At 63.5% G+C, this 16,748-nt stretch carries 16 protein-coding genes and 1 pseudogene; 11 read left to right on the forward strand and 6 right to left on the reverse strand.

The window, feature by feature from the left end; translation table 11 throughout:
* The first annotated feature begins 51 nt into the window (after window positions 1-51).
* The 6 genes and pseudogenes from erpA (at window position 52) to N6H05_RS11240 (ending at window position 4,064) form a co-directional block, all read left to right on the forward strand.
* Window positions 52-378, forward strand: coding sequence for an iron-sulfur cluster insertion protein ErpA (gene erpA / locus N6H05_RS11215; protein ID WP_004211010.1), 327 nt, complete (start codon window positions 52-54; stop codon window positions 376-378).
* Between the two features lie 71 nt (window positions 379-449).
* Window positions 450-1,226, forward strand: a complete 777-nt coding sequence (xth, locus tag N6H05_RS11220; RefSeq protein ID WP_284113912.1) for an exodeoxyribonuclease III — start codon at window positions 450-452, stop codon at window positions 1,224-1,226.
* Window positions 1,227-1,293: 67 nt separating this feature from the next.
* A complete protein-coding gene (locus N6H05_RS11225) occupies window positions 1,294-1,809 on the forward strand; it encodes a DUF2239 family protein (RefSeq protein ID WP_284113913.1) in 516 nt (171 codons plus the stop codon).
* 30 nt (window positions 1,810-1,839) lie between these two features.
* Window positions 1,840-2,151, forward strand: a complete 312-nt coding sequence (locus N6H05_RS11230) for a YdeI/OmpD-associated family protein (protein ID WP_284113914.1) — start codon at window positions 1,840-1,842, stop codon at window positions 2,149-2,151.
* A 182-nt stretch (window positions 2,152-2,333) separates the two neighbouring features.
* On the forward strand, window positions 2,334-2,585 hold the full coding sequence (locus N6H05_RS11235) for a hypothetical protein (protein WP_284113915.1): 252 nt from the start codon (window positions 2,334-2,336) through the stop codon (window positions 2,583-2,585).
* Between the two features lie 697 nt (window positions 2,586-3,282).
* A pseudogene (locus tag N6H05_RS11240) lies at window positions 3,283-4,064 on the forward strand (IS5 family transposase).
* Window positions 4,065-4,656: 592 nt separating this feature from the next.
* Here the strand turns inward: N6H05_RS11240 and N6H05_RS11245 are convergent.
* Entirely contained in the window at window positions 4,657-5,553 is an 897-nt protein-coding gene (locus N6H05_RS11245; RefSeq protein WP_284113916.1) for a bestrophin family protein, read from the reverse strand.
* Window positions 5,554-5,576: 23 nt separating this feature from the next.
* Window positions 5,577-5,831 carry a hypothetical protein gene (locus N6H05_RS11250; RefSeq protein WP_004211015.1) on the reverse strand — a complete coding sequence of 85 codons (255 nt, stop codon included), beginning with the start codon at window positions 5,829-5,831 and terminating at the stop codon, window positions 5,577-5,579.
* 231 nt (window positions 5,832-6,062) lie between these two features.
* Between N6H05_RS11250 and N6H05_RS11255 the strand changes: the two genes are divergently transcribed.
* From N6H05_RS11255 to N6H05_RS11265, 3 genes are all read left to right on the forward strand, one after another.
* Window positions 6,063-6,971, forward strand: coding sequence for a LysR family transcriptional regulator (locus N6H05_RS11255; RefSeq protein ID WP_284113917.1), 909 nt, complete (start codon window positions 6,063-6,065; stop codon window positions 6,969-6,971).
* Window positions 6,972-7,300: 329 nt separating this feature from the next.
* Window positions 7,301-9,523, forward strand: a complete 2,223-nt coding sequence (locus tag N6H05_RS11260; protein ID WP_284113919.1) for a TonB-dependent receptor — start codon at window positions 7,301-7,303, stop codon at window positions 9,521-9,523.
* Window positions 9,520-10,335, forward strand: a complete 816-nt coding sequence (locus N6H05_RS11265) for a sialate O-acetylesterase (protein ID WP_284113920.1) — start codon at window positions 9,520-9,522, stop codon at window positions 10,333-10,335. The genes N6H05_RS11260 and N6H05_RS11265 overlap by 4 nt, the downstream gene beginning before the upstream one ends.
* A gap of 15 nt (window positions 10,336-10,350) precedes the next feature.
* Here N6H05_RS11265 and N6H05_RS11270 read toward each other — a convergent pair whose 3' ends face one another.
* The gene (locus N6H05_RS11270) at window positions 10,351-11,508 is read right to left on the reverse strand and encodes an N-acetyltransferase (RefSeq protein ID WP_284113921.1); all 1,158 of its coding nucleotides are present in this window, start codon (window positions 11,506-11,508) and stop codon (window positions 10,351-10,353) included.
* Window positions 11,509-11,809: 301 nt separating this feature from the next.
* Here N6H05_RS11270 and N6H05_RS11275 point away from each other — a divergent pair, with 301 nt between their 5' ends.
* Both N6H05_RS11275 and N6H05_RS11280 read left to right on the forward strand, forming a co-directional pair.
* Window positions 11,810-12,877, forward strand: coding sequence for a fatty acid desaturase family protein (locus tag N6H05_RS11275; RefSeq protein WP_284113922.1), 1,068 nt, complete (start codon window positions 11,810-11,812; stop codon window positions 12,875-12,877).
* Between the two features lie 250 nt (window positions 12,878-13,127).
* Complete coding sequence (locus tag N6H05_RS11280; protein WP_048939630.1) at window positions 13,128-13,664, forward strand: superoxide dismutase family protein; 537 nt, start codon at window positions 13,128-13,130, stop codon at window positions 13,662-13,664.
* A 24-nt stretch (window positions 13,665-13,688) separates the two neighbouring features.
* Here N6H05_RS11280 and thpR read toward each other — a convergent pair whose 3' ends face one another.
* The 3 genes from thpR to lptF form a co-directional block, all read right to left on the reverse strand.
* Window positions 13,689-14,246, reverse strand: a complete 558-nt coding sequence (thpR, locus tag N6H05_RS11285) for an RNA 2',3'-cyclic phosphodiesterase (RefSeq protein ID WP_284113924.1) — start codon at window positions 14,244-14,246, stop codon at window positions 13,689-13,691.
* 81 nt (window positions 14,247-14,327) lie between these two features.
* Window positions 14,328-15,428 carry an LPS export ABC transporter permease LptG gene (lptG, locus tag N6H05_RS11290; RefSeq protein WP_284113925.1) on the reverse strand — a complete coding sequence of 367 codons (1,101 nt, stop codon included), beginning with the start codon at window positions 15,426-15,428 and terminating at the stop codon, window positions 14,328-14,330.
* A gap of 4 nt (window positions 15,429-15,432) precedes the next feature.
* Window positions 15,433-16,644, reverse strand: a complete 1,212-nt coding sequence (lptF, locus tag N6H05_RS11295) for an LPS export ABC transporter permease LptF (RefSeq protein ID WP_284113926.1) — start codon at window positions 16,642-16,644, stop codon at window positions 15,433-15,435.
* Window positions 16,645-16,748: the final 104 nt, after the last annotated feature.

Below are 16,748 nucleotides of genomic sequence, written 5' to 3' on the forward strand. Positions count from 1 at the left end.
CCCCGGCGCCCATGGGTTGCCGGGGCTTTTGCTTGATCCTATCTAGGCGCCATGGCCGATATTGACCTCACCCCCTCCGCTGCCGCGCGCGTCGCGGCGATCGCCGCCAAGCAGGGCAAGCCCGCCATATTGCGGCTGGCCGTGGAAGGCGGCGGCTGTTCGGGCTTCCAATATCGCTTTGGCCTGGCCGAGCAGGTGGAGGCCGAGGATCTGGCGGTGGAGCGCGATGGCGTGACGCTGGTGGTGGACGATGTCAGCCTGGACCTGGTGCGCGGCTCTGCGGTCGATTTCGTGTCGGACCTGGGCGGCGCGGCGTTCAAGGTGACCAATCCCAACGCGACCGCCGGTTGCGGCTGCGGCACCAGCTTCTCGGTCTGATCGGCGCATTGGCTTGTAGACGCAGCCCACTTCTCTAAAGGGAAGTGGACAGCGAAAGAGACAGGTCCATTATGCGTATCGCCACCTTCAACATCAACGGCATCAAGGCGCGGCTGCCGCGCCTGCTGGAATGGCTGGACGAGACCCGGCCCGACATCGCCTGCCTGCAGGAAATCAAGACGTCCGACGAGACCTTTCCGGTCAAGGATATCGAGGATGCCGGCTATGGCGTGATCTGGCACGGGCAGAAGGGCTTCAACGGCGTGGCCATCCTGGCGCGCGGCGACCAGCCGGTGGAGGCGCGCCGGGGCCTGGAGGGCGAGCCCGAGGACGAGCAGAGCCGCTATCTGGAAGCCGATGTGAAGGGGGTGCGGGTCGCCAGCATCTACCTGCCCAACGGCAATCCCCAGCCGGGGCCGAAATTCGATTACAAGCTGCGCTGGATGAAGCGGCTGCGGGAACGGGCGGCGGAAATCTGGGCGGAGGAAGTGCCCGCCATCCTGGCCGGCGACTATAATGTCATCCCGCGCGACGTGGATATCTATTCGCCCAAGGCGATGGCGGACGATGCGCTGATGCAGCCCGAAAGCCGGGAGGCCTATCGCCGGCTGCTGGGCGATGGCTGGACCGATTCGATCCTGACCCGCCATCCGGCCGGGGGCGTGTGGACCTATTGGGACTATCAGGCCGGCGCCTGGCCGCGCGACGCGGGCTTCCGCATCGATCATCTGCTGCTGAGCCCGGCAGCGGCCGATCGGCTGGTCGATGCCCAGGTCGACAAGGCGTTTCGCGGCCGGGAAAAGGCGAGCGATCATGCGCCGACCTGGGTCGAGCTGCGCGATATCTGAATTTAATCCGGATATTATTGACTCTATTATATCCGGGTAATAAATCCTGTGTCGAAGGAGATTCGGCATGGACCGCACATTGACGGCCTTTTCGGGCGACTATTGGATCGCGACCGGCGACGAGGATGAGGTGCGCGCGGCGCTGCGGGTCATGGGGGATGACGCGCAGAATATCCTGCTGTTCGACGATCGCACCGGGCGACAGGTGGATATCGACCTGCAGGTCGATGCGGCGCCGCGGGGGCGGGGGCGACCCAAGATGGGGGTGCAGGCGCGCGAGATCACCCTGCTGCCGCGCCATTGGGACTGGCTGGCGGCGCAGCCGCGCGGCGCCTCCGCCACGTTGCGGCAACTGGTGGAGGATGCGGTGAAGGCGAGCGCGGACAAGCCTTCGCCGCGTGCGGCGATGGATGCGGCCTATCATTTCCTGACCGCGATGGCGGGCGACCGGCCCGGCTATGAAGCGGCGATCCGTGCGCTTTATGCCGGGGACAGGGCGGCGTTCGAGGCGGCGGCGGAAGGCTGGCCCGGCGCGATCCGGGCGCATGGTCTGGCGCTGGCGGAGCCGGCCTTTTCCGCCTAGCCTGCGCATCGCAATGATCGGAGAGGCTGGATGACGGACGATTTCCTCCAGGGCACGGTGCATGAGGCGGCCGATGACATGCAGGCGGCGATCCGGGCCGACGCCGGCATCTTCGCACTGTGGCAGGGGCTGACGCCGCTTGGCCGCAACGAGATCATCTGCTGGGTCGAGGATGCCAGGCAGGCCGCGACCCGCGCGCGGCGCATTGCACGCACTGTCGAGGAATTGCAGGAAGGCAAGAAGCGGCCCTGCTGCTGGGCCGGCTGCATCCACCGCACCGACAAGGCGCCGAGCCGCTGGCAGCAGGCGGTGCTGATCGAGGGGAAGGGGAAACGGCGCTAGGTCGGCGTGGACAGATTCAACGCACGCCGAAGGGCGGGGAGGGTGGATTTCAGTCAGTCAGCTTTTGGGGAGAGGGCCTGCAATAGCTGACGCTGCACGGAAAAAGGTGTTATCCAGCAATCGCCCAATTGCGGACCTGCCTTCAGGTGATAGAACATCCTTGGGAGATAAGGGGAAGCCAATTGTTGAAGCGTCGAAAACCGAAGGTCAGCCTTGAGGACGCAATGTCGCTCGCAAAAAGCTACCTTTCCAGACAAGACCTAAAAGGCTGGCGTTTTGAAGTTGCGGAGGCGCAACGCCACCCTACTGACGCCGCAAACTGGTCAGTAATTGTTGATCGGTTTTCGCCGGAGGGTGGACTGGTTGATGGCCCACAAATTCTGATCGTCAACGGCGAGACCGGCGATGTTCGCACCTTCGAAGAATTCTATTAGCGGCAAATGAACGATCGCTTCCAACCAAAGTTCTCCTTCGACCTTCGGCTTGCTGTCTAATTGAATGACCAGTATCGGGCTACGGACGGCAATGGTCGATTGACCAGAAATGGTCGTTAGCTGCGCGTCTCAACAACATGCAGCGTAAAATCCTCGCCTGATATTTCTCGGCGGCATGTCCACGTCCTTTCCGCACCAGGTACAGGTTCTGGCCGCATTCGCATGAGATCACCGAACGCCGGTTTGAGGTTCGGAAAAGCCTCCGCAATCGGTGTGAGCAGAAACCCCGAATAATTGCTATGTTTATGCTGGGACACTTTGGTCGTGCCCTTGTATGACATGACGTAGGTGTAGAGGGGCACTGCGTTATCCTTTCGAGCCGCGCTTTATCCCCGTAATCTGCCCTGTGAATGGCTGCAACTAGGGGCGACGAAGTTGCTCATCGACGGCAAGAAATGGTCGATATTGGCTGCGTGTATAAAGTTCAGCGCCTCTTGAGCGTTTTGATGCGAGCGAGACTATCGGAAAAGCGAAGAACAGCGAGGGTAGCACCAAAGTAAGCGATAGCGCCGCCCATTGCCAGTCGCTTGGTTATGGCAGGCCAGCCAATTTCTGTCGGTAGGCCTAGGCGGCGTTGACAAAAGGGATTCCCAATCGGTGCGTGTTCTGATTCAAGGCTGCTCTTTGGGGAGCGGTCATGGATCGAGGGGATTTGTCGGACGCGGAGTGGGAGTTGATCGGGCCGCTACTCCCGTCCGAGCGTGGGAGGCATGCCCGACCGGCCGGCGATAACCGGCGCTTTCTCAATGGCATGCTGCATGTGCTGCGGGTCGGTTGCCCGTGGCGCGACATGCACGAGCGCTATGGCAAGTGGAACTCGGTCTATGTCCGGTTCCGGCGCTGGGCGGAGCAAGGCGTCTGGGACGCCATGCTGCAAACGTTGGTCGATCTGGGCCTCACCGACGACTGGCAGCACATGATCGACAGCACCACGGTTCGCGGCCACGTCTCGGCAGCGGGCGGAAAAGGGGGGCTTGTGCGCAGGCTTTTGGTCGATCACGCGGCGGCTTTACGAGCAAGATCCACGCCCGCTGTGACAATCAGGGCCTCCCTGTCGGCTTCATCCTTACCGGCGGCGAGGCATCGGACTATACGGCGGCCGACGATCTGATGAACCTGCCGCTGCCCAAGCCCAGGGCGCTGCTCGCCGACAAAGGCTATGATGGCGACAGGTTCCGGGAGAACCTGCTCATGCGAGGCATCCTGCCCGTCATCCCGCCGCGCTCCAACCGCAAGGTGCCGGCCCATCCCGACTACCGGCGCTACAAGGATCGCAATCGTGTCGAGCGCATGTTCGCCAAACTCAAGCAGCAGCGCCGCATCGCCACCCGCTACGACAAGACCGTCCTGTCGTTCGAGAGCTTCATCAACCTCGCTGCCGCGCGACTATGGCTGAAAGCTTTTGTCAACACCGCCTAGAGCCACGAACCCGAATAAGACAAATAGCATGAGGCCAAACCAAACCGGAATGGCGACCAAGGCTGCTCTGCGCACTGTCATTCTGACATTTCCAAGGTTCTATGATTGGCTAGCGGATTACATAATTCTTACCGGCATAGGGAATGTCCGCAAGTGGCATTCATAAAGTTGCTGGCGAACGGCAAGAAATGGCCGTTAGCCGCTAAAATCCGACATCGTCATTGCGAGCGTAGCGAAGCAATCCACCGGCGCGAGATGGATTGCTTCGCTACGCTCGCAATGACGGGAGATGGTCGCTTCCAGACCATCCTCCCCTAGAAGAGGAGGTGGCTGGCCGAAGGCCAGACGGAGGGGTGTCCTCCTCTCGATAGAGCGGCACCCCTCCACCACTTCGTGGTCCCCCTCCCCTTGCAGGGGAGGATTTTACCTCCGCAAGTGGTCGAAACCCGTTGATCCCTGTCGGCGTCATCCTGGCGAAAGACTTTCCTGGACACGCGAAGGATCCGGGATTCGTTCTGTGCTACGAGGGCGCGCTGAATGGATCCCGCATCGAATGCGGGATGACGGCAGGATTGGTGGGCGATCTTTGGCTTTACCAGAGTACGCCGTCGACCGGCTGGACCGGCGGAGGCCCTTCGCGGCCGAGCGTGTCGCACATGTCCGCCTCGATCGTGGTGGTGATGCTGTCGAGCGGCAGGTCGTGGACGTCGTTACCGAACGGATCGACCAGGTCGTCGCCGATCTGCAGCACGGCGAGATACATGAAGCCCGCGACCGCCGATCCCACCGGGGTGGCGATGCCCAATGTCTCGACCAGGCCGATCGGCAGCAAGATGCAGAAGAGCCGGGTGAAGAATTTGGGGAAGCTGCGATACTGGGCGGGCAGCGGGGTGTTCTTGATCCGCTCCATGCCGCCCTGCGCGTTCGACATGTCGACCAGCAGGCGTTCGATCTGGGTCTGCTGGATGCTGTCGATCCAGCCATCCGCGCGCGCCTGTTCGACCCGGCGCCCCGATCCGTCGAGCAGGCCGTTGGCGGGATTGCGGCGGCCCAGTTCCGGAATCTCCTCCGGAATCTCCGGGCCGGCGAGCACGCGGCGCACATCGGGCGCGGGATCGATCCGGCGGAGCTGGCAGCGCAGCGCTTGGACATAGGCGATATGGCGTTCGACCAGGGTCTGGCGCAGGTTCGCCGTTTCGGCCCGGTCGGGGATGAAGTTCATCACCGCGCGTGCCCAGCTGCGCGAGACATTGACCATCGCCCCCCACAGGATGCGGCCTTCCCACCAGCGCTGATAGGCGGAGTTGACGCGGAAGCCGAGTACCAGGGCGAGCGCGGTGCCGAAGATGGTCAGCGGCAGGGCCGGCGCCTTGAACGGCGATATGAAGTAGAAGATGGTGACCGCCAGATCCCAGAAGAACAGCGCGATCAGCGCGCGCCATGCGGTCTGGAAACTCTGGCGGATACGTGGGGCACGTCCGACGATCATAGGGGGAGCGGTTCTCTACAGAGTCAGGCGATGTCCGTGCCGTCGGCTTCATCCAGTTTCAGCCAGGCATGGCGCAGCGCCATGCCGCCGATGATGCCAACGGCCTTCAGGATCGTCGCATAGATGGTGGGGGTGCTGTCGCTGATCGCCAGCCAGGCGCAGGCGAAGCAGAGCGCCATGGCGGCATAGATGGGCAGCGCCTCGATATCGTTCCAGGCAAGACGCTGATTGGTCTTGGGCGTGGGCGCGGCGCGCGTTGCGGCGAGCGTGCGGATCATGGCGGTCCTTTCCGAAATGGAGCCGACGGGCGGCCTTTGTTCGAAAAATGATGCGACGCACAAGCGACGGTCAACGTGGTCCACGCCATGCAAGCCAGCCTTGCGGTAGCGGTAACGCCAGCAAAATTCCGTCGCATTTCCGTGCCGTTCGGGAGACGTGGCAATGTTTTCACACGGAACTGCAACCTTGCGCCTATTGCAATGCAGCGTAACGCGCATAGCTTTTTGCGCATGGCCGATCGCTATGCTGAAATCCTGTCCTTCGTGAAAATTGCCGAATCGGGCAGCCTGTCCGAAGCGGCCAGACGACTGGACCTGTCGCTTGCCGCGACCAGTCGCCGCCTGTCGCAACTGGAGTCGCGGCTGGGGGTGATGCTGGTGCGCCGCAACAGCCGGCACATGACGCTGACGCAGGAAGGCCAGATATTCTACGAGAAGGCGGGGCAGGCGCTGTCCGACATCGATCAGGCGGAAAATGTCGTGATGCGCAACGCCACCGAGCCGGTCGGAGCATTGCGCGTGGTGACGACGCTGCATTCGGGTCGCAGCCGGTTGGCGCCGCTGTTCCAGCATTATGCCACGCTGCACCCGGAGGTGGCGGTGCATCTGGAGGCGGCGGGGCAGGCGGCCAATATCGTCGAGACCGGCCATGACATCGCCATCTGTTTCGATCCGCCGCCCGACAGCGGCCTGATCATGAAGCGGCTGGCCGACAATCCGCGCATGCTCTGCGCCTCGCCCGAATATCTCAGCCGGCGCGGCGTGCCGCGCACGATCGAGGATCTGGCCAGCCATGACCGGATCGTCATTGGCGGCGGGCAGGATATGTGGCGCGCGATCGACATGGACATGGGGCGGGACAACAGCCGGGCGAGCCGGGTGCTGAGCACCAATGATGGCGAACTGGCACGGCTATGGGCGCTCAATGGCGCCGGTATCGTCATCAAGTCGCTATGGGCGGTGTCGGACGATCTGGAAGAGGGGCGGTTGCAGACGGTGCTGCCCGCTGTCGCGCTGCCGGAATCGCCTATCGTTGCCCTCTATCTGCCGGCGCAGGGGGACAGCGCCAAGGTGCGCAGTTGCCTCGACTTCCTGGCGCGCCATCTGAAGCCGGCCGAGGCGACCCCGGCCGCCGCCTGATCCGATTTTGAAAATGCGCGATCGGCGCGATCGACTGTCTGCGGACCGTCGATCGCGCCGATGCTGATTCATGGCGGCCCGCGTCCGCCGGAGCGCAGCCATCCGCCATGGCCATCGACCTGTCAGGCCAATTTGTCTGACAAGTACCGTGTTCACCAATATTGGTTTGACCAATATGTTGCGCTGGCCTGATCTGTCGGTTACAGCCTTTTCGAAATCTGGAGTCGAGTCCCGCAATGTGGGCTTTGTGATGGATGCAGTCGGGCAAACCGGCGCATCGGCCGATGGCTCCTGGTGGCAGCTTTGGAACACAGGATCGGGAGAGGTTGATGAAGGGGCAGTCGAAAATGGCCGTCGTGATGGCGAGCCTGCTGGTAGGCGTCGCATCTGGGACGCTGGCGGGCGTGGCCCATGCGCAGGATATGTCGGCCGGCGACATCATCGTGACGGCGCAGAAGCGCGAACAGAATGTGCAGGATGTGCCCTTGTCGGTGCAGGTGCTGGGCGAGGCCCAGTTGCAGGCCAATGCGGTGCAGGATTTCAACGATCTGAGCCGCGTGTCGCCGTCGCTGAGCATCCGGCCGGCGGAAAATCCGGCGAGCGCCAATGTCGCGATCCGCGGTGTCGGCACCCTGGCCTTCAGCCCCGGCGTCGAGCCGAGCGTCGCGGTGATCCTGGACGATGTGGCGCTGGCCTTCCAGTCGCGCGCCTTCACCGATCTTTCCGATATCGAGCGGATCGAGGTGCTGCGCGGGCCGCAGACGACGCTTTATGGCAAGTCGGCCTCGGCCGGCCTGATCAATATCGTGTCCAAGGCGCCGACCAAGACGCTGACCGCGTCGGTGCGGGGCATGATCACCACCGATGACGAGCAACAGATCGGTGCGGTTCTTTCCGGGCCGCTGACCGACACGCTGGGTTTCCGCACCAGCGTCAACTATGATGATTTCAAGGGCAATTCGCGCAACCTGGCCGATGGCAAGACGCTGAATGGGCGCCGCTATTTCTCCACCCGCAACAAGCTGCGCTGGAACCCGACGGCCGAGTTGCAGGCCGATCTGGCGATCGATTATGCCGATGGGCGGACGACAGCGACGCGGCCCTTCATCGAACTGGGCGACAATGCGGTCCTGCGCGGCAATCCGGCCTTCACCCAGGATGTGTTCGCGCCGGGTATCACCGTCGGCAAGGACAATACGGACGTGTCGATCGATTTTCCGACCGGCAACACCTATAATGATTTCGCCCAGTCGCTGCGGCTGAGCTATGATACGGGCGGGCCGACGATCATGTCGATCACCGCGCATGACCGCTACAAGTCGCATGACTGGTTCGACAGCGACGATTCCGCGATCACCAGCTTCCAGAATTTCCAATATGGCCATTTCGACAGCGAGCAGTTCAGTCAGGAACTGCGGCTGATTTCGCCTGGCAAGGACCGGTTCCGCTATACGCTGGGTGCCTATTACAGCAATGTCGACATTGGCCGCGACTTCTATCGCGGGCCGCTCTTTTCCAACGCCAATTGGGATGCGACCAACGGCAGCGACCTGATCGCGGGCTTTGGCCAGCTGGAATATGATCCGCTGCCCGGCACGACGCTGATCGCCGGTGGCCGCTACAGCCGGGAGAAGATCGATTATGTGTTCACCGATCTGGCGGCCAGCCGGGTCTATGCGGGGCGCAGCAGCGACGGTTTCGGCACCTACAAGCTGGGCATCAAGCAGGATGTCGCACGCGACATGAACCTCTATCTCACCTATGCGACCGGGCATAAGGGGCAGGCCTATGATATCTCGTCGGGCTTCAACCAGGCGCGCGCCGATGCCGGCCCGGTGAACCCGGAAAAGTCCGACAGCCTGGAACTGGGCTTCCGGTCGCAGTTGCTGGATCGCAAGGTGACGCTGAACGTCACCGTCTTCAGTTCCAACTTTCGTGATTTCCAGACCCAGGCGGTGGAAAACCTGGCCGACGGGACGCAGAATTTCCGCCTGACCAATGTCGGCAAGGTGCGCATCCGGGGGCTGGAAATGGAAACCAGCATCCGTCCGGTGGCCGGGCTGACGATCAATGGGTCGCTCACCTATCTGGACGCCAAGTTCAGGGAATTTGCCGGCGCGGCCTGTTATGTGAACCAGACCGCGGCGCAGGGATGTGTCGGCACGCCGCCGCGCCAGGATCTGAGCGGCAAGGCGATGCTGATCTCGCCCAAGTGGAAGCTGGCGGGCAATATCGATTATGCCCAGCCGCTGGGGCAGGGGCCGCTGGAACTGGTCGCGCAGGGCGCCGTTACATGGCAGAGCAAGGTCGTGCCGCTGGACCAGAATCCGCGCACCATCCAGCCGGAATATGCGATGGTGAACATCGCGCTGGGCCTGCGCAGCGCCGACAAGTCCTGGCAGGTGATGGGCTTCATCAACAATCTGTTCGACCAGCATTATCGCTACCTGATCAACGATGTGTCGAACCGCTACGGGACGACGGCGATCCAGGGCTATGTGCCGCGTGATTTCCATCGTTATGGCGGCATCCGCCTGAGCTACAGCTATTGAACTGGCGGGTTGTCGGACTGGGCCTGATCGCGCTGATCGGCGCGGCTGGCTCGGCCGGCGGCGCGGCGCCCTTGCCCGACATCTATGTGCTGGCCGGCCAGTCCAACATGTCCGGGCGCGGCGCCCTGACGGACCTGACCGAGGCGGAAAGGGCGCCGGTGCCGGGCGTGATGATGCTCGGCAATGACGGCATCGTCCGGCCGGCGGTGGAACCGATCGACAGTGCGGAGGGGCAGCAGGACATGGTGTCGGCGGACCGGCTGGCGACGGTCGGGCCGGGCCTGTTCTTTGGCCGCGCGCTGATCGCGCGGCAGCGGCGGCCGATCCTCCTGATCCCCTGCGCCAAGGGTGGTAGCACGATCGCGCGCTGGCGACCCGGCGGGGACCGGACGACGCTCTATGGATCGTGCCTGGCGCGGGTGCAATCGGTTCGCGGACGGCTGGCCGGCATCCTCTGGTATCAGGGCGAGAGCGACACGGAGAATATGGCGACGGCAACCGGCTATGGCGCTGCGCTGGCCGATCTGGTCGGGCATTTCCGGCGGGATCTGGGACGGGCAGAGCTGCCGTTCCTCTTTGCGCAGATCGCCGATCGGCCGGCGGCGCCGGTGTATGTCGCGCGCTATCCGGGATGGGCGATGGTGCAGACGGCGCAGCGCGACATCGCCCTGCGCTGCGCCTATATGGTGCCGACCGGCGGCCTTGAGCGGCAGGCGGACGAACTGCATCTGGTGACCGATGCCCAGCGCCGGCTGGGCATGGCGATGGCGCGGGCGATGATGGCCTTGCAGGCGGATGGATGCGGGCGCTGAGGCGCGCCCGCGACCTTATAGCGTCTTTTCGTAGACCTGATAGATCTTGTTGACCCTGGATTCGATGGCGTCGGCGATCGCGTTCATGCCCTGATTATCGTCCAGCACCCAGCCGATCTCGCCGCGCGTCGCACTGTAATGGGCCAGAGCGTTGCGACGGATATATTCGATCATCATGAAGGCGAGCTGGCTGGCCATGCGGGTCGATTGCAGCCGCTGGACCACGCCCATCAGCGGCACGCGCATCGTGCTGACCTGCGGCTTGCGCAGCCAGCGCAGCAGCTTGATCCAGCCGAACGGGAAGAGTGAACCGTTGAGCGGCTTCAACGCCTCGTTGAGGTCGGGCAGGGTCATCATGAAGGCGACGGGTTCGCCTTCCAGCTCCGCGATCATGATCAGATCCTCGAACACCAGCGGCTTGAGCTTCTTGCCGGTGAAGGCGACTTCGGCGTCGGTGATCGGCACGAAGCCCCAATTCTTGCCCCAGGCGTCGTTGAGGATGCCCAGGATGATCGCGGCTTCCTGATCGAATTTCGACTTGTCGACCTTGCGGATGGTGATGCGCGCGCTTTTTTCGCCCGAAGCGACGATGCGCTCGATTAGCGGCGGGAAATTCTTCGTGATGTCGAGTTCATAGGTCTTGAGCTGCTTGACCGGCTGATAGCCGGCGCCCTCGACCATCGGCTGATAGGCGGCGCTGTTATGACCCATCATCACCGTCGGCGGATGGTCATGGCCCTGGATCAGCAGGCCGGGCTCTTCCCAGATCGACAGCGAGATCGGGCCGAGCACGCGGGTCATCCCCTTGGCCTTGAGCCAGCCTTCGGCCGCGGCGATCAGGGCGGCGCCGGTTTCGGCATCTTCCGCCTCGAACAGGCCGAAATTACCGGTGCCCGGACCCATGCCCTGTTCGACCGGCTGGGCCAGCGCCAGCTTGTCGAAATGCGCGGAAATGCGGCCGACCACCTTGTTTCCGCGCCGGGCGAGGAAATATTGGGCCTCGGCATGGTCGAAGAAGGGATTCTTGCCCGGCGTCAGCAGGCCGTAGACTTCGGACTTGAGCGGCGGCACCCAATTGGGATCATTGGCGTAGAGCCGCCAGGGCAGGTCGACAAAGGCCTTGAGATCGGCCTTGGAGGAAACGGGGGTGATGAGGAGATCGGTTGATGCCACGGCGCAGGCCCTTGAAGAAATGTGTCGAGCAGTTCGGCGCTTGTTTGCGGAATGTCAATCTCGGGCCGGGGCAGGGGCGCTAAGAGTCGGTCTGGAAATGCGCCTCTGGCGCATCTGTACCGGCCTACATCCGCACCCGGCCACCCAGACATGGTAACCTGATGGGAGGTCGGGTGGGGGTGTGGGCCGGTGCGGCGCTTGAAAATGCGCTCTTTCGCGCATTTTCAAACAGCCCAAGCCGGGGTGAATATGTCACGTTGCTGCCACGATTGCAGCGCATTTGGAGTGTAGGGAAGGCAGCATGACTGTGCATGATCCCATATTGGCCGCCGCGTCGCGCACGCGGTCGGCTATACCCGACGATACGAAGATGCTGCGCGCTGCCGCGGATCTGACGCGCACCCTGTCGACCGCGAACCCGGCCATATACTGGCCGGACATGCTGGCGTCGGCGCTGATCGGCTATGGCGCGCTGGCCGGCGCGATTCTGGTCCAGAATGTGGCGATCGCGATCGGCTGCGCCCTGTTGTCAATGATGGCGCTCTATCGCGCGGCCAGCTTCATCCACGAGCTGACCCATATCCGCAAGGGCGCGCTGCCCGGCTTCCGCTTCGGCTGGAACCTGCTGGTCGGCATTCCGCTGATGATCCCGTCCTTCCTGTATGAAGGCGTGCATACCCAGCATCATGCCCGCACCCGTTATGGCACGGCGGAAGACCCGGAATATCTGCCGCTGGCGCTGATGAAGCCCTGGTCGCTGCCCTTGTTCATCGTGGTTGCCGCGCTGGCGCCGATCGGCCTGATCCTGCGCTTCGGCGTGCTGACGCCGCTCAGCCTGATCATCCCGCCGCTGCGGCGCAAGGTGGTGGCGGAATTTTCGGCGCTGTCGATCAATCCCGCCTATCGCCGCCGCGCGCCCGAGGGCGAGTTCGCCCGCATGTGGCATTGGCAGGAAGCGGGCGCCTGCCTGTTCGCGCTGGCGCTGGTCGGCAGCGTGTTTGCCTTCGGCTGGAAGCCTTTGCTCGTCTATATGGCGATCCATTCGGCGATGACCGTCATCAACCAGTTGCGCACTCTGGTCGCTCATCTGTGGGAGAATGAGGGCGAGGCGATGACCGTGACGGCGCAATATCTGGATTCGGTCAATGTGCCGCCGCCCGGCACGCTGCCCGAACTGTGGGCGCCGGTCGGCCTGCGCTATCATGCGTTGCACCACCTGCTGCCGAGCGTGCCCTATCATAATCTGGCGGCCGCCCATCGCCAGCTGATGGCGACGCTCGACATCGACTCGCCCTATCGCCAGGGCAATTATACCGGGATGTTCCCGCTGGTCGCCAAGATCGCCCGGAGCACGATGCACGCGCGCTGATCGCGGCGGATCGGGACAGGAAAAAGGTCGGTGGAAACGCCGGCCTTTTTTGTGGGTGACGGGGGCTGAGGCGGCGCGACATGGCGGATCTCGTCGCGATCATATGCGCTTCGCGCTTCCAGGCCTGCGCCCTATCTGTCTGCTTTTATTGCGAACGATGTGCAGATGATTCATGACAAATCGGATCGGATCGGCAACAAAGGCGGGTCTGTAGCGTTCGCGCAGTTGTTTCCGTGATCGGGAGTTTGCCATGAAGACCGCCGCCTTGTTCCTTGCCCTGCCTCTGCTCGCTGCCGTGACGGCCTGTGCCGCGACCAGCCAGAGCGCGCCCGCTGCGCCGACCGCCAAGGCCAAGCTGGCCGCTGGCGATGGCAGCGCGCGTGGTACTGCCGTCGTGACCCAGGCCGGCGACGGACTGCATGTGGTGGTGAAAGCTCAGGGTCTGACGCCGGGCATCCATGCGGTGCATATCCACACCACCGGCGTCTGCACCGGTCCGGACTTCACCAGCGCGGGTGGCCATTGGAACCCGACCAGCCACCAGCATGGCAAGGATAATCCGCAGGGCATGCATATGGGCGACATGCCCAACATGCAGGCCAAGCCGGATGGCAGCGGCGAGATCGAATATGTGGTGCCGGGCGGCACGATCAGCGACGGCGCAACGCCGCTGCTGGATGCCGACGGCGCGGCCATCGTGATCCACGCCCAGGCCGATGATTACAAGAGCGACCCGACCGGCAATGCCGGCGGCCGCGTCGCCTGTGGCGTGCTGAGCGTCGGCTGAGGCCTGATTGCCCCGGCGCCTGCGTCAATCGTCGCGGGTGCCGGCATTGCCGTCGGCACGATAGGTTTCGACCGCATGATAGCTGGAGCCGGCATGGCCGAGCCGGCTTTCATAGAGGCTGAATTGGTTCACCGTGAACGCGGGTGAGGCAAAGCTGGCATGCAACGCCAGGAAAGGCGCGATGTCGCCGCCGTGCCGGCTGAAGCGGGCGACGGTGATGTGCGGCAGATAGGCGCGGGTTTCGGGCGCAATGCCGGCCGATACGCAGGCGCGATCCACCTTGGCATGAAGATGGGCGAGCGGATCGCGTGGCTGCACCCCGGCCCATAATGTGTCGACCACGCCCCGCCGGTCGAAATAGCCGGCCCCGGCAAGCGCAATGTCGAACGGCGTGAAGCGGACGCCGGCAAGGGCATCGGCGATATCGCCCGCCTGATGGCGGTCTACCTCTCCGATGAAACGCAGGGTCAGGTGAAGCTGGCTGTCATCCTGCCAGCGCGCGCCGGGGACGCCGGCCATCTGGGCCAGAAGCTGGCTACGGATGGTGGCGGGCGGCCGGATGGCAATAAACAGGCGGTGCATGAAGGATAGATAGGGACGCAGAGGTGGCGCGAATAGGGGGCGATTGGGGTGTCCAGAGGCGATCGAGGATGGAATGCTGCGCTATTCCTCGGTTCTGAACAGCACCGTCTCGCCGAGCAGCAGGAAGAGGAGGAAGGGCGCCCAGGCGGCGAGGATCGGCGGGTAGGCACCGAGATTGCCCATGGCGAGCGAGAAATTGTCGGCGACGAAATAGGCGAAGCCCAGCGCCATGCCCATTACCGCGCGCAGGAAGAGCTGGCCCGAGCGGGCGAGGCCGAAGGCGGCGACCGAGCCCAGGATCGGCATCAGCACCGCCGAGAGCGGCCCGGACAGCTTGTGCCACAGACTGCCTTCCAGTTCGGCGGTCGGACGGCCAGCATCGTGCAAGTCGCCGATCGCCGCCTGCAACTCCCTGAAAGTCAGGGCATCGGGATCAACCTTGGCCAGGGTAAACTGGTCGGGTCGGATATCGCTGCCGAAGCGGACGGTGCCGACACTCTGGAGCGTGCCGCGGGCGACATCGAACTGGCGCGCGCCTTCCAGCACCCAGCCTTTGCTGGCAGCGTCATAATGGCCCTTGGGCGCGGTGATGATGGTGGTAAGGCTGTTGTTGATGCGATTGAAGATCTCGACCCCGCGCAATTGCACATTCTGGCCATGGCCGGCGACGATTTTGGCCGTGACCAGATTATTGCCGTCACGCACCCAGGGGTTTGTCTTGATGCCGCTGTCCGTCGGCACCGGGCCGAAGTCCACCGCCTGCCAAGCGCTGAGCATCGCGGTCGAGCGGGCGACGATCCGTTCGTTGAAGGCGTAGCTGAGCAGCGCGACGCCGAAGGCCGCCGCGACCAGAGGCGCGAGGATCTGTTGGGCGGAAAGACCCGCCGCCTTCATCGCGATGATCTCGCTATTCTGGTTGAGTGTCGCCAGCATGATGAGCGTGCCGAGCAGCACCGAGAAGGGCAGGAAACGGGCGACGATCTGGGGCGCGCGCAGGCCGACATAATGCCAGAGTTGCGCGTCGCCATTGCCCGGATAGGCAAGGATGTCGCCCGAATTGCCGAGCAGGTCGAGCATCTGGAGCACGACCACCAGCATAGCCAGCACGGCGAGCGTGCGGGTCAGGAACAGGCGCACCATGTACCAGCTGACCTGGCGCGAGGGGAAGAAATCGAACTGCATGGGGTCAGGCTGCTCCCTTGGCGGGCTCGCCACGTCGCGTCACGAAGCGCAGCAGGCGGCCGACCTGCTTGCCGAGCTTGGCAAAGGCGAATTCGAGCGCCGCGATCGGCTGGCCACCGGGGCGATGGGCGATGACATGATACATCCAGAAGATCAGGCCCGATGCCAGCAGGAACGGCCCCCATAGCGCGATGATCGGATCGATCTTGCCGAGCGAGCCGATGCTTTCGCCATATTGGTTGATCTTGTGATAGGTGACGATGAAGACGATCGAGAGGAATACGCCGAGCGCCGAGGTCGAGCGCTTGGGCGGGATCGCGAAGGCGAGCGCGGCCATCGGCAGCAACATCATCATCACCACTTCGACCATGCGGAAATGGAAGTTGGAACGGATTTCGTTGCGCAGCTTGATCGGCGTAGCGGGATCACGCCCCATCGAGAAGAGTTCGGGCAGGGTCTTTTCCCGATCGACGTCGCGGCCACGGAAATTCTCGATCTGCGGCAGGTCGATCGGCAGATCGTGGCTGGAGAAAGAGAGGACGCGCGGCGTCTTGTACTTGGGCGCGTCGTTCACCAGCACGCCGTCACGCAGGCGGAAGATGATGGTGTCGGGATCGTCAGTGGCGAGGAAGGCCCCCTGGGCAGCCGTGACCGCGACCGACTGTCCATCCTTGCCGACGGCGCGGACGAAGATGCCGCGCAGGTTGCGTCCTTCGTCCAGGCTGCGTTCGATCCGCATGGTCATGCGCTTGCCCAGGCTGGTGAACTCACCGACCTTGATTGAGGCGCCGAGCGCGCCCGAGCGCAATTCGAAGCGCAGCGCTTCATAGGCGTGGCGGGACAAGGGCTGGACCCAGCCGACAATGCCGAGGTTCAGCAGGGCAAGGGCGAAGGCGAACATGTAGGGGACGCGCAGCAGCCGGCCATAGGACAGGCCAACGGCGCGCATCACGTCGAGTTCGGACGATGTGGCGAGCTTGCGGAAGGCGAGCAGGATGCCGAGCATCAGCCCGATCGGAATGCCGAGCGAGAGATATTCGGGCAGCATGTTGGCGAGCATGCGCCACACGACGCTGACGGGGCCGCCCTCGGCCGCGACAAAATCGAACAGGCTCAACATCTTGTCGAGCACCAGCAGCATCGCGGCGATCACCAGGGTGCCAAGCAGCGGCAGCGCGATCAGGCGGGCGAGATATCGGTCGATGGCGGTCAGCATTTCTCTATGTCGTCGTCCCATCACCATGTTTTGGCCGCAAACCCCGCCCATATGCGAGTCAGCTAATAAAAGAGTCGCGGGGCGAACAGGGGCTCGCCGCTCGA

Origin of the sequence: Sphingobium sp. WTD-1 (assembly GCF_030128825.1) — a bacterium.
Classification (GTDB): Bacteria; Pseudomonadota; Alphaproteobacteria; order Sphingomonadales; family Sphingomonadaceae; genus Sphingobium.

What these genes read in the sequence shown, in the direction of transcription:
- lptF (WP_284113926.1), bottom strand. Translation starts at nt 16,644, where the DNA reads ATGCTGACCGCCATCGACCGATATCTCGCCCGCCTGATCGCGCTGCCG.
- thpR (WP_284113924.1), bottom strand. Translation starts at nt 14,246, where the DNA reads ATGCACCGCCTGTTTATTGCCATCCGGCCGCCCGCCACCATCCGTAGC.
- xth (WP_284113912.1), top strand. Translation starts at nt 450, where the DNA reads ATGCGTATCGCCACCTTCAACATCAACGGCATCAAGGCGCGGCTGCCG.
- lptG (WP_284113925.1), bottom strand. Translation starts at nt 15,428, where the DNA reads ATGCAGTTCGATTTCTTCCCCTCGCGCCAGGTCAGCTGGTACATGGTG.
- N6H05_RS11245 (WP_284113916.1), bottom strand. Translation starts at nt 5,553, where the DNA reads ATGATCGTCGGACGTGCCCCACGTATCCGCCAGAGTTTCCAGACCGCA.
- erpA (WP_004211010.1), top strand. Translation starts at nt 52, where the DNA reads ATGGCCGATATTGACCTCACCCCCTCCGCTGCCGCGCGCGTCGCGGCG.
- N6H05_RS11255 (WP_284113917.1), top strand. Translation starts at nt 6,063, where the DNA reads ATGGCCGATCGCTATGCTGAAATCCTGTCCTTCGTGAAAATTGCCGAA.
- N6H05_RS11250 (WP_004211015.1), bottom strand. Translation starts at nt 5,831, where the DNA reads ATGATCCGCACGCTCGCCGCAACGCGCGCCGCGCCCACGCCCAAGACC.
- N6H05_RS11275 (WP_284113922.1), top strand. Translation starts at nt 11,810, where the DNA reads ATGACTGTGCATGATCCCATATTGGCCGCCGCGTCGCGCACGCGGTCG.
- N6H05_RS11280 (WP_048939630.1), top strand. Translation starts at nt 13,128, where the DNA reads ATGAAGACCGCCGCCTTGTTCCTTGCCCTGCCTCTGCTCGCTGCCGTG.
- N6H05_RS11225 (WP_284113913.1), top strand. Translation starts at nt 1,294, where the DNA reads ATGGACCGCACATTGACGGCCTTTTCGGGCGACTATTGGATCGCGACC.
- N6H05_RS11260 (WP_284113919.1), top strand. Translation starts at nt 7,301, where the DNA reads ATGAAGGGGCAGTCGAAAATGGCCGTCGTGATGGCGAGCCTGCTGGTA.
- N6H05_RS11230 (WP_284113914.1), top strand. Translation starts at nt 1,840, where the DNA reads ATGACGGACGATTTCCTCCAGGGCACGGTGCATGAGGCGGCCGATGAC.